We start from the raw sequence: 12,431 nt of genomic DNA on the forward strand, positions 1-12,431 counted from the left end.
GGCTTCCATTGCGCAGCCGGCAGTGTTCGACGACGACCCGACAAAACTCAACCCGACCCGGATATGTCATTGACGATGGCCCAAGGAATTAAGCGCCTGGGGATGCCGATCGCGGCGCTTCTCGGCCTGGCGCTCGTGGGGCTGGTCGCAACGTCCTGGTTCCTCAACCGGGACGCGCTGCGGAGCGCGGTGGAAGCGCAGATTCGCGCCGTGACCGGGCTCGAGCTCGTCGTCAACGGGCCGATCGACGTTTCGGTGTTTCCCGGCAGCTATGTCTCCTTTCACAATGTCGGGCTGAAGGGCGCCGATACCACCGATCCGGCCTTGCAGGTCGACGTGCTGACCGCGAACCTGCGCCTGCTGCCGCTGTTGCTGCGGCGGTTCGAGATTGCCGACGTCATGATGCTCCGCCCGCACATCCATGTGGTTCGCGACAGCGCCGGCGAGAGCAACTGGACTCCGTTCGTCGAGACCATCGCCAAGACGATGACGCCCGGCGCCGAGAACCAGGTGTCATTCTCGGAAATCCGGATCCAGGACGGCGAGCTGAATTACGAGGACGGCACCAACCACATCTCCGAACAGCTCGGCGATATCGATCTTTCGCTGGCCTGGCCTTCCATCTCGCGCTCGTTTGCCGCAACCGGCCAGTTCGACTGGCGCGGCGAGCGCGTCGACGGCTCGATCAGCGCCAGCGATTTCGTCGCGCTGCTGTCGGGCGACCGCTCCGGCCTCAAGGCGCGGCTTGCCAGCGCGCCGCTGAAGGTTGCGTTCGACGGAACCGTCGCCAACCGCACCAGCGTGATGATGGAAGGCACCGCCACCATGGACTCACCGTCGCTGCGCAACGCGCTGCGCTGGATGGGACAGGCGCCGCCCGGCGGCGGTGGCGGCTTCGGCCGTTTCGCACTGAAGGCCCGCGCCAATGTGGTCGGCGGCTCGGTCGCGCTGACCAATGTCAATGTCGAGCTCGACGGCAACGTCGCCGAGGGCGTGATGACCTACGCCAATAACGGCCGGCAGACGCTGCAGGCGACGCTTGCCGCCGGCAATCTCGATTTCACGCCCTACATCTCGACGTTCCGCCTGCTGGCCAGCGGCCAGCGCGACTGGAACAGGCAGCTGTTCGACCTCTCCTCGCTGTCGTCGACCGATCTCGACATGCGCCTGTCGGCCGCCAAGGTGACGGTCGGCCCGTCCAAGCTCGGCCGCACCGCGTTCGGCGCCAATCTGCGCGGCGGCGCGCTCGCGCTCAGTGTCGGCGAGGCGCAGATGTATGGCGGCATCGCCAAGGGCTCGTTCGCCGTCGCGCGCTCGGATGCGGTCGCCGACGTAAGGGCGCAATTCCAGTTCACCGATGTCGATCTGCAGGCCTGCGCCAGCGAACTGTTCGGCATCAACAAGCTGTCCGGCCGCGGCAACCTCAACGTCTCGCTGACGGCCTCCGGCTCGAGCCCGTTCGGGCTCGCGTCGTCGCTGGACGGCACCGCGACGCTGAACGGGCATGACGGCGCGATCGCCGGCTTCAACGTCGAGCAATTGCTGCGGCGGCTGGAGAAGCGGCCGCTGTCCGGCGGCGGCAATTTCCGCTCCGGCTCGACGCCCTATGACAATCTCAGCGTCTCGGTGAAATTCGCCGACGGCGTCGCGACCGCCGACGACATCCATGTCGAGAGCCCCGCGGCGAAGATCACGCTGACCGGCACCGCCTCGGTGCCGTCGCGCGAGTACGATCTCAAGGGCGTCGCCAGCCTGACCTCGGCGGCTGCCGGCGGCACCGCGTTCGATCTGCCCTTCGTGATTCAAGGCCCGTGGGACGATCCGCTGATCTTCCCGGATCCGGAAAGCCTGATCCGCCGCTCGCCGGCATCCGCCCCGTTGCTCGACGCCGTGAAGGATCGCAAGACCCGCGACGCGGTGCGCTCGGTGATCGAGCGCATCACCGGCGGCGCCGCACGGCCCGCGGCCGCGCCCGATGCCGCGGCCGGCGCACCCGGCAACGCACCGGCGACAGCGGCCGAGAATGCCAAATCGAACTGACCAAAGTCGGACTGACCAAGGTCGAACTGATCGATCCATTCACTTTCCGCATCAATGCAGCGGGACTGATCCACGCTCTCCCGCGAGCCCCCTACAGAAGTCGTCGACGCGGCATCTTTATCGGGTCACGGGCATGCGCTAGTGTTTTCCCCAACCGGTTAAAAAAGCCGGCCTCATGAGGGGAGAAGAACGTGAGATCCAAGGTTATCGGTGCGCTATCAATTGCGGTCGCTGCGGTCGGCCTGTTCGCCGCAACTGCACCCGCTCTGGCCCAGGGCAAGACGATCACCGTCTGGTGGGGCAAGGGATTCTACAAGTCCGAAGACGACGCGCTGCTCGATACGATCAAGAAATTCGAAGCCAAGACCGGCATCAAGGTCGAACTGTCGCAATACGCGATCCAGGACATGATTCCGAAGACCGTCGCCGCGCTGGATTCCGGCACCGTGCCCGACGTCGCCTATTCCGACACCTACGATGTGCAGGCGCAGGGCAAGTGGGCCTTCGAGGGCAAGCTCGAAGACCTGTCCGACATCATGCTGCCGATGAAGGACGCCTTCGCGCCGAACACGCTGGAAGCGGCGCTGCTCTACAATGACGTCACCAAGAAGAAGTCCTATTACGGCTTCCCGCTCAAGCAGCAGAGCATGCACGTCCAGATCTGGGGCGACATGCTGGAGAAGGCCGGCTTCAAGGCCGATGACATCCCGACCAAGTGGGAGGATTACTGGACGTTCTGGTGCGACAAGGTGCAGCCGGCGATCCGCAAGGCGACCGGCCAGCGCATCTACGGCGTCGGCCAGCCGATGGGCGTGGAATCCACCGACTCGTTCCAGTCGTTCTACACCTTCATGGACGCCTATCACGTCAAGCTGGTCGACGACGACGGCAAGCTCCTGGTCGACGATCCCAAGGTGCGCGACGGCCTGATCCACGCGCTGAAGGACTATACCGACACCTACATCAAGGGCTGCACGCCGCCCTCCTCGACGACCTGGAAGGACCCGGACAACAACGTCGCCTTCCACAACAAGACGATCGTGATGACCCACAATTTCACCATCTCGATCGCGGCGAAGTGGTTCGAGGATTCGACCAACCCGGCGCTGACCGACGCGCAGCGTGCCGCCGGCAAGCAGGCCTACGAGCACGACATCATCACGGCGTCGTTCCCGAAGGCGCCGGACGGCTCGACGATCCGGTACCGCTCCGACGTCAAGACCGGGCTGATCTTCGCCAACGCCAAGAACAAGGCGGAAGGCAAGCAGTTCATCAGCTTCCTGATGCAGGAAGACAACGTCCGGCCCTATATCGAAGGTGCGCTCGGCCGCTGGTTCCCGGTGACCAAGGCCAGCCAGGCGAGCCCGTTCTGGCAGGCCGACCGGCATCGCAAGGCGGTCTGGAATCAGTTCACCGGCGGCACCGCGCCGTTCGACTTTACCAAGAACTGGAAGTTCACCATCCTGAACAACGAGAACGTCTGGGCCAAGGCCATGAACCGCGTCGTCAGCGAGAAGGTGCCGGTGGACAAGGCCGTCGACGAACTGATCGCCCGCATCAAGCAGGTCGCGGGGTAACGTAAACGATGACCGGCACTGCCGACACTTGCTCCGTGTCGTCCCGGCGAAAGCCGGGACCCATACGCCGCGGCAGCAGTTTTGGAGTATGCTGGTCGACGACTTTCGCGCAACGACCGGGACCTGTGGTTATGTGTCCCGGCTTTCGCCGGGACGACAGCGTGGTTGCGTCCGGCATCTCCTTCCCAGAGTAACCGAATGGCGATCACGCTCTCCGCATCCGATGTCCCCTCGCCGCCACTGTCGGCGCGGCTGTCGCCGCCGCAGGTGTGGGGCATCGTGCTGCTCGTGCCCTATCTGCTCGTCTTCCTCGCCTTCGTGGTCTATCCGGTCGGCTACGGCCTGTGGCTGGCGCGTCATCCGTCAAGCTATGTCGCGCTCTACAACGACCCGATCTTCGCGCGCGCGGCGGTCAACACGCTGATCTTCCTGGTCATCGGCATCAACATCAAGATGCTGATCGCGCTGTTCCTGTCCGGCTTCTTCGCCCAGCAGCGGCCCTGGATCAGGTGGCTGTCAGTGATCTTCATCCTGCCCTGGGCGGTGCCGTCGATCCCGACCATCCTGTCGGTGCGCTTCATGCTCAATCCCGAATGGGGCGTGGTCAACCAGCTGATCTTCAAGTTCACCGGCGACGACGGCCCGAACTGGCTGAATGATCCGGCGGTCGCGCTCGCGATGGCGATCGGCGTGCACATCTGGAAGTCGCTGCCGTTCTGGACGCTGATCCTGCTAACCGGACGGCTCGCCATCCCGCACGATCTGTACGAGGCATCCGACGTCGACGGCGCCAATTGGTGGCAGAAGTTCCGCTACATCACCTGGCCGTCGATGCAGACGCTCTACATCACCTGCACGCTGCTCTCGATGATCTGGACGCTGGGCGACTTCAACAGCGTCTATCTGCTCACCGGCGGCGGGCCCGCCGACCTCACCCACGTGCTGTCGACCCTCGGCATCCGCTATCTCAGGCTCGACCAGCTCTCGCTGGCGATGGCCTCGATCGTCTGCGCGATGCCGTTCGTGCTGCCGCTGGTCTATTACATGATGAAACGGTTGTCGCGATGAAGCTGCCCACCCTCCGCGAAGTCGGCACCGAAGCCAAGCTGCTGCTGATCGGCATCCCGGTCTTCATCTGGACCATGATTCCGATCTACCACATGTTCGTGTTCGCGATCTCGCCGAAGGAGGACGCGTTCACCGGCAAGCTGTGGCCGACGCATCCGACGCTGCATAATTTCTCGATCGTATTCCACCAGCAGCATTACTTCCTGCGCGACTTCTGGATCCAGTTCTGGAATTCGGCCGTGATCGCGCTGGCCGTCGGCGCGCTGACGCTGTTCGTCGCCACCGCCGCGGCATTCTCGATCTCGCGGCTGCGCGTGCCGGGCGGCCGCGCCGTGATGAACCTAGCGCTGTTCACCTACTTCATCCCGGCGGCATTCCTCGCCGTGCCGATGTACCGCACCATGGGCACCTACGGCCTGCTCAACAATCACTGGTCGCTGATTCTGGCGATGGTCACGATCGCCGCGCCCTACGCGATCTGGGTGCTGAAGCAGGCGTCCGACAAGCTGCCGGTCGAGCTCGACGAGGCCGCGACGATGGACGGCGCCACCACGCTGCAGCTGTTCCGCCTGGTCTATGTGCCGCTGATGATGCCGTCGCTGGTCGCGGTCGGCACCTATGCGATCCTGCTCGCCTGGAACGAATATCTCTACGCGTTCCTGCTGCTGTCGAAGGACACCGACATCACGCTGCCGGTCGCGCTCGGCAACTTCCTCGCCGCCGACGATTCGCCGTGGGAGCTGTTGATGACCACCGGCTTCATCTACGCGCTGCCGCCGGCCGCGGTGTACTACGCCTTCAAGCGCTACATGGTCGGCGGGCTGACCGCCGGCGCCGTCAAGTCGTGAGGCAGAGCGTTTTCGAGCGAAGTGGACACCGGTTCGCGTGAAGAAAACGCGTCAAACAAGAATCTACAGCGGCGCGGCGCTCTCGCCGCGCGCGCTCGACAGTTTCGAGGCGAACGAGGCGACCACGATGATCACCGCGATCAGCGCGATCACCAGGGTGCAGATCGCGTTGATCTCAGGCTTCACGCCGAGCCGGACCTCCGAATAGATCCGGATCGGCAGCGTCGCCGAACCGGGACCGGTGGTGAAGCTCGCGATCACGACGTCGTCGAGCGACAGCGTGAAGGCCAGCATCCAGCCGGCTATGATCGCCGGCACGATCAGCGGCAGCGTCACCAGCAGGAACGCGCGCACCGGATCGCAGCCGAGGTCCATCGCGGCCTCCTCCAGGCTGCGGTCGAGCGCGGTGAGGCGCGACTGCACCACGACGGTGACGAAGCACATCGTCAGCGTGGTGTGGGCGATCGTCACCGTCCAGAAGCCGCGTTCGGCATTCAGCGCCACGAACAGCAGCAGCAGCGACAGGCCGGAGATCACCTCCGGCATCACCAGCGGCGAATACAGCATGCCGGAGAACAGCGCCCGTCCGCGGAACCGTTCGCCGCGCGCCAGCCCGACCGCCGCCAGCGTGCCCAGCAATGTCGCCAGCGTCGCCGACACCGCGGCGACCGACAGGCTCATCCACGCCGCCTCCAGCATGGCGCGATCGCTGAAGAACTCGTGGTACCAGCGCAGCGACCAGCCGCCCCACACCGTCACCAGCCGCGAGGCGTTGAAGGAGTAGATCACCAGGATGACGATCGGCAGATAGAGGAACGCAAGCCCGAGCGCCAGCGACGTCATGTTGAAGCGCGTCAACCTCGTGACGTTGCCAGCCATCAGCGATTACTCTCGAGCTGGCGGCGCTGCAGGCGGTCGTAGAGCACGAGCGGCGGCACCAGCAGCAGCAACAATGCGACCGCCGCGGCTGACGCCACCGGCCAATCCTTGTTGGTGAAGAACTCGAGCCACAGCGTCTGCCCGATCATCAGCGAGTTGGAGCCGGCGAGCAGATCGGGGATCACGAACTCGCCGACAATCGGAATGAAACAGAGCAGCGCGCCGGCGCCGACGCCCGGCAGCGACAGCGGGAACGTCACCAGCCAGAACGCCTGCAGCGGCGAAGCGCCGAGATCGCCCGCGGCCTCAAGCAGCGACGCATCCATCTTCGAGAGCGTCGCATAGAGCGGCAGGATCATGAACGGCAGATAGGAGTAGACGATGCCGAGATACATCGCGCTGTCGGTCGACAGCCAGACCACCGGCGCGGACACAATGTGCAGCGCCAGCAGGATCTGGTTGAGCAGGCCGTCATGCTGCAGGATGTTGATCCAGGCATAGATCCGGATCAAAAACGAGGTCCAGAACGGCACGATCACCAGCATCATCGCCACGCCCTGCCAGCGCTGCGGCAGCCGCGCCATGCCGTAGGCAATGGGATAGCCGATCAGCAGCAGGATCAGGGTCGAGGTCACGGCGACGACGAGGCTGCGCAGATAGGACAGGATGTACAGATTGTCCTGCAGCAGCAGGCGGAAATTGTCGAACGACAATTGCGCAAACGCAGCCGCCAGCGCCGCGCGGCCCGCGGTGAAATCGAACACCGGCGTGTAGGGCGGCTGCGCGATCGCGGTCTGCGACAGGCTGATCTTCAGCACGAAGCCGAACGGCACCAGGAAGAACAGCACCATCCAGAGATAGGGCGCGATCGCGGCGAGCCGCGCCGGCCGGGCGAAGATGCGGCGCGCGCTCATTGCTCGAGCACCAGGCAGTCGTCGGCGGTGAACCACGCCACCACCCGCTGGCCGGCGAGATAGGCGTCGACATCGAGCCGCGCGGTGTTGGCCATCGACGAGCGCACCACCGCGCCCGTCTCCAGCTTCACCCGGTAGCTCGTCACGCCGCCGAGATAGTTGACGTCGGTGACGACGCCCTCCAGCCGGTTGATCGTCTGCGATGCGCCCGCGTCCGAGGCCGGTGCGCGGCGCGACAGCTTGACCTTCTCGGGGCGGATCGCGACGCTGACGACCTCCTTGGTCACCGGCGGCCACAGCTCGCTGACCGCGAGCGTGCCTGCTTCCGCGGTCGAGACCGTCAACCGTCCATTCTCGCGGGCGGCAACCTGGCCGTTGAACAGATTGATGTCGCCGACGAACCCGGCGTCCAGCGTGACGCCGGCGCCTCATAGAGATTGCGCGGGGTGGCGACCTGGACCAGACGGCCGGCGTCCATCACCCCGATCCGGCCGGCCATCGTCATCGCCTCCTCCTGATCGTGAGTGACGATGATGAAGGTCATCCCGAGCCGGCGCTGCAGCTCCATCAGCTCGCCTTGCGTGCTCTCGCGCAGCTTCTTGTCGAGCGCGGCGAGCGGCTCGTCGAGCAGCAGCACCTGCGGGCGGCGCGCCAGCGAGCGCGCCAGCGCGACGCGCTGTCGCTGTCCGCCGGAGAGCTGGTCGGGCTTGCGCTTCTCGAGCCCCTCGAGCTTGACGAGCGCCACCATCTCGGCAACGCGGGTCGCGATGTCGCCACGCGCCATGCCGGCGCGCCTCAGGCCGAAGGCGATGTTGTCGCGCACCGACAGATGCGGGAACAGCGCGTAGTTCTGGAACATCATGTTGACGGGCCGCTCGTGCGGCAGCACCTGGGCGATGTCATTGCCGCCGAGCAGGATGCGGCCCTCGTCCGGGGTCTCGAAGCCCGCGAGCATACGGAGCAGCGTGGTCTTGCCGCAGCCGCTCGGGCCGAGCAGCGCGAAGAACTCGCCGGCACGGATGTCGAGCGAGAGCCGGTCGACCGCGCGGAAATTGCCGAACGACTTGGCGACGCCCTCGATCCGCAGCAGCGGCATGTCCGAGACGGCCGGTTCAGGCAACGGCTTTGCCGCCTCCGCACTCGCTTCGCCCGATGTCACGTCAAGAAGCCCCGATTCCCCGCAAGGTCCAATCCTGGCGGCAAGCTAGCGGCGGATCGCCACCGGCTCAACCGCCTCACGGACATCTCCCGCAATATTGTCGACCTCCGCGCCTCTGCCAGGGCGTGTACTCATCAACGCGTTGCGCCGGCTTTGAGGTACAAACCGGAAGAAACTTGTTCAATCTCAACCTTATTGCTTTTGACCCGAAGCGGACCCTTAAACCTCGCTTCCGTTTGGCCGAATAGCAGGCCATTGAAAATCCGCAATCACGTCTTCAGCGAGTTGGAGGCACTTCTTTGCAAAGAGACGCTCTCGCCAGACGGAACGCAGCGCGGCATCTGTCGCTTCCCGGGTCGCTGCCGGATAGCGAGCCAACAATTCTTCCGATAGCTCGTCGAACTTCGCGCCGCTTGGTTCGCGCGGTATGGCCCCGAAAGACAAGCCGTACTCGGGATTGCGATCCCGGTCAAAGTAAGTTTCGTAACGTGGATCGTCCGGCATCGACACAACCCCGACTTCGAAAGACGCTTCGCGCGTCCATTGGCCGCCGCCCACACGCCACCAATATTCCAGCACTTCCAGTTCAACGACGCCCATCGTCGGCCCTACGCCGCAGCAACCGATGTTGGGAGGGTCGCCATAGTGCAAGGATCTGTTGCAGATAGCTGTCGCTAGATCGGGATCACTCTTATAGTAAGGGAATGACATTGCCAGCCTGAAGTGGCGGCCACATCCTTGACAAGCGGCAAGGACCAAGACTGCTTCGCGTGCGTAAATGTTTCCCATCGCACTTGGACTGAACGGGCCATATCGAGGAACCGCGAACTCATCAAACCACGATGGCTCTTCCGGTATGCGGCTGCGGATATCGCTGTAGTCGGTGTGCATAGAACCTCGAAGGTACGTCGGCGACCGATTTCAGCAACCGTATCGAAAAACAAGGCTGCTATCTATGCTTGCTTAATGGAGATTATTCGCGCCTTTTGATGGATAGTTACTGGCAAGTTTTCAAGTCGGCTTGTGGCCCAACTCGGACCTCCGGCGATGGCCGCTCTTGCGATGTTGTTGAAGGCTAAGCAGACGTAAGCCCCGACGAGGCTCGTTGCCTTTATCAGCACATGCCCTAGACTTCGCGGCCGAATTCGGGAGGACAACCGATGATTTGCGACCGCTACGGCCTGCCGCTGACGACCGATTCCGACCGCGCCGCCGCGTATTATGTCGACGGCGTCGATCGCATGCTGGCGGCGCTGCACGGCGCCGATGCCGCGTTCGAGGCGGCGATCGCCGAGGACCCCGATTTCGCGCTGGCCCATCTCGGCCGTGCCCGCGTGCATCAGCTCAACATGGAGGGCGCGAAGGCCCGCGCCAAGGCGAACGATGCGCGGCAGCTGGCGGCGGCCGCGAGCCCGCGCGAGCGCCAGCACATCGAGATCATCGCGTCCGTGATCGAGGGCCAGGGCAAGAAGGCGATGACAGCAGCCGAACAGCATCTCACCGAATATCCGCGCGATGCGCAGGTGCTGTCGCTGTTGCTCGGCGCCTTCGGCCTCTACGCCTTCTCCGGCCGGCCCGACCATGACGCCGCGCGGCTCGCGATCTCCGAACGCTACGCCAGCGACTATGGCGACGATTGGTGGTTCCTCACCTATCTCGGCTGGTCCAAGACCGAGGCCGGCGACGTCGTCTCGGGCCGCGCCATCACCGAGCGCGGCTATGCGTTGAAGCCGGAGAACGCCGGCGCCGCGCACGCGGTGGCGCATGCGCTGTTCGAGCAAGGCGACGCGGCGGAAGGCCGCAGCTTCCTCTCCGCATGGCTGCCGGCAAATGATCGCACCAGCTTCCTGCAGGGACATCTCGCCTGGCACCTCGCTCTGATCGCGATCGAGGAAAGCGACGCCGACAGCGCGCTCGACATCTACGAGCAGCACATCAAGCCGGCGGATCGGCCCTATCCGCCGCTCAATATCTATACCGACACGGCCTCGCTGCTGTGGCGGCTGTCGGTCGCCGGCAAGACCGGCCTCGAGCCGCACTGGAAGGATGTCGCCGCCTATGGCGACGGCTACTTCCCGAAGGCCGGCGCGCATTTCGCCGATGTGCACCATGCGCTGGTCGCGGCCACGACCAACAACGATGCGCTGGAGACGCGGCTGGCCGAGATGGCGGCGCGCGACGCCGACGGCAAACTGCCACCCGGCCCTGCCGCGATCGGGCTCGGCCGGGGCGTTGCCGCCTTCGCTGCCGGCGATCATGAGCGCGCCGTGCGCATCCTTGCGCCGCTGATGCCCGAGCTGGTGCGGATCGGCGGCAGCCATGCGCAACGCGAATTGTGGGAGGACACCTTCATCGTCGCGTGCCTGCGCGCGGGTCAAGGCCGGCAAGCGACGAGCCTGATCTCGGAGCGGCTGCATCGCCGTCCGTCCAAGCGTGACCTCGCCTGGTCGCAGGAGGCGGCGCGGCAATAGCCGAACCTCAATCCGCCTTCGCCATGAACGCCGCAAGCGCATCCTGATCGGCTTGCGGCATGGTCAGGCCGAGCTTGGAGCGTCGCCACAGGATATCGTCGGGAAAGCGCGCCCATTCCTTGCGCATGAGATAACGCACCTCCGCCCCAGTCAGCTCCGGGCCGAAGGCCGGACCGAGGTCGGCCTTCTGCTTCGCGTCGCCCAGGATGTCCTTTATATTCAGCCCGTAGGCGGCCACCAGCCGCCGCGCCTGCGCCTCGCCTAGGAAGCGCCAGTGGTCGCGCGCGATGTCGACCTCGGTCTCAAAGCGCTGCCACGCGAATTCGCCGCCCGGCAGCGGCACTGTTGCGGTCCAGCGCGGCGTCATCGGATAGAACCGCGTGAACTCCGAGACCGCCCGCTCGGCGCGGCGCCGCGCCGTGGTGACGTCGCCGCCGAAGATCGTGAGCAGCGGTGCCTTGCCGCGCCTATAATCAAGCGATGAGGCACCATCGCTGATGCGCCGGCGCGCGGGAGCGATGACGGAATTGGCGCCGGAAATCGTTCGCAGCACATCGGCTGGCGCGATCTGCTCGCGAAAGTAACGATTGGCGGCATCGCAGAGATAGGCGACTTCACGCACCCCCATCGCAACAATGGCAGGGTCGCCCGTGAAGGGACGGCTAATGCTGCCGATCAGGGTGAAGTCGCGCTCATAGGGACTGGCGAAGATCAGTTGCCCGTCGGTGTTCTGGAACACATAGACGTTGTCGCAGTCGAACAGGCGGCGCACCACGATCTGGCTAGTCTGCACCGTCGCGAGCTGCGGTGCCGGCACGCGCAACACGGTGTCGGCGACGGAGGCGGTCCATGCACCGGTCGCGTTGACCAGCGACCGCGCCGTGATCACCCGCCGATAGCCGCGGTCGATCGTGACCAGCCGCCAGGTCTCGCCGCGCTCGGCCCGGGTCACGCGCGCGCCGGTGCGGATATCGGCGCCGCGCGCCGCGGCATCGACCGCGGTGAGCACGACGAGACGGGAATCGTCGACGACGCAGTCGGAGTATTCGAACGCGGTTCCGAACGGCCGCTTCAGCGCATTGCCGACCGGATGGTGGGTGACATCCAGCGTCGTCGAGCGCGGCAGGCCGCTGCGCGAGGCCAACCGCTCGTAGAGCAGCAGCAACGACCGCAATTGCCACGGCGGCCGTTCCTCGGCATGCGCCGGGATCGCAAAGCGCGCCGGCCGCACGAGATGCGGCGCGATGCGCAGCAACACATCGCGTTCCCTGAGCGCCCTGCGGACGCGGAAGAACTCGCGCCGTTCCAGCCCGGCCAGATCGCCGTGGACCAGCCGCGGCGAGGCCTGCGACGCGCCGGAGCCGAGATCGGCCTGCTCCAGCAGGATCACGCGCAGGCCGCGGCCGGCCGCATCACGCGCAATGCTCGTGCCGTTCAGGCCACCGCCGATGATCGCGACGTCATAGTCCGCCATG

At 65.2% G+C, this 12,431-nt stretch carries 9 protein-coding genes and 1 pseudogene; 5 read left to right on the forward strand and 5 right to left on the reverse strand.

What is annotated here, in order from left to right:
• The first annotated feature begins 75 nt into the window (after positions 1-75).
• From AC066Y_RS00140 to AC066Y_RS00155, 4 genes are all read left to right on the forward strand, one after another.
• Positions 76-2,040 (forward strand): AsmA family protein, encoded by a 1,965-nt coding sequence (locus AC066Y_RS00140; RefSeq protein ID WP_478272143.1) that lies wholly within the window; start codon positions 76-78, stop codon positions 2,038-2,040.
• Between the two features lie 191 nt (positions 2,041-2,231).
• A complete protein-coding gene (locus AC066Y_RS00145; protein ID WP_478272144.1) occupies positions 2,232-3,617 on the forward strand; it encodes an ABC transporter substrate-binding protein in 1,386 nt (461 codons plus the stop codon).
• Positions 3,618-3,815: 198 nt separating this feature from the next.
• Complete coding sequence (locus AC066Y_RS00150) at positions 3,816-4,685, forward strand: carbohydrate ABC transporter permease (protein WP_092123532.1); 870 nt, start codon at positions 3,816-3,818, stop codon at positions 4,683-4,685.
• Positions 4,682-5,533: a carbohydrate ABC transporter permease gene (locus tag AC066Y_RS00155; RefSeq protein WP_176533664.1), complete on the forward strand. Its 852-nt coding sequence runs from the start codon at positions 4,682-4,684 to the stop codon at positions 5,531-5,533. The genes AC066Y_RS00150 and AC066Y_RS00155 overlap by 4 nt, the downstream gene beginning before the upstream one ends.
• A gap of 63 nt (positions 5,534-5,596) precedes the next feature.
• On the opposite strand, the gene AC066Y_RS00160 is transcribed toward AC066Y_RS00155, so the two are convergent.
• From AC066Y_RS00160 to AC066Y_RS00175, 4 genes and pseudogenes are all read right to left on the reverse strand, one after another.
• Positions 5,597-6,412: an ABC transporter permease gene (locus tag AC066Y_RS00160; RefSeq protein ID WP_478272145.1), complete on the reverse strand. Its 816-nt coding sequence runs from the start codon at positions 6,410-6,412 to the stop codon at positions 5,597-5,599.
• Positions 6,412-7,326, reverse strand: coding sequence for an ABC transporter permease (locus AC066Y_RS00165; RefSeq protein ID WP_478272146.1), 915 nt, complete (start codon positions 7,324-7,326; stop codon positions 6,412-6,414). The genes AC066Y_RS00160 and AC066Y_RS00165 overlap by 1 nt, the downstream gene beginning before the upstream one ends.
• Positions 7,323-8,422, reverse strand: a pseudogene (locus AC066Y_RS00170) (ABC transporter ATP-binding protein). The gene AC066Y_RS00165 and the pseudogene AC066Y_RS00170 overlap by 4 nt, the downstream one beginning before the upstream one ends.
• A gap of 282 nt (positions 8,423-8,704) precedes the next feature.
• Positions 8,705-9,376, reverse strand: a complete 672-nt coding sequence (locus tag AC066Y_RS00175; protein ID WP_478272147.1) for a hypothetical protein — start codon at positions 9,374-9,376, stop codon at positions 8,705-8,707.
• Between the two features lie 350 nt (positions 9,377-9,726).
• Here AC066Y_RS00175 and AC066Y_RS00180 point away from each other — a divergent pair, with 350 nt between their 5' ends.
• A complete protein-coding gene (locus AC066Y_RS00180; protein ID WP_478272558.1) occupies positions 9,727-10,956 on the forward strand; it encodes a tetratricopeptide repeat protein in 1,230 nt (409 codons plus the stop codon).
• Positions 10,957-10,963: 7 nt separating this feature from the next.
• On the opposite strand, the gene AC066Y_RS00185 is transcribed toward AC066Y_RS00180, so the two are convergent.
• A complete protein-coding gene (locus AC066Y_RS00185) occupies positions 10,964-12,430 on the reverse strand; it encodes a glycerol-3-phosphate dehydrogenase (RefSeq protein WP_478272148.1) in 1,467 nt (488 codons plus the stop codon).
• Between the last annotated feature and the right edge of the window lies 1 nt (position 12,431).

The organism is Bradyrhizobium sp. USDA3010 (assembly GCF_056429065.1).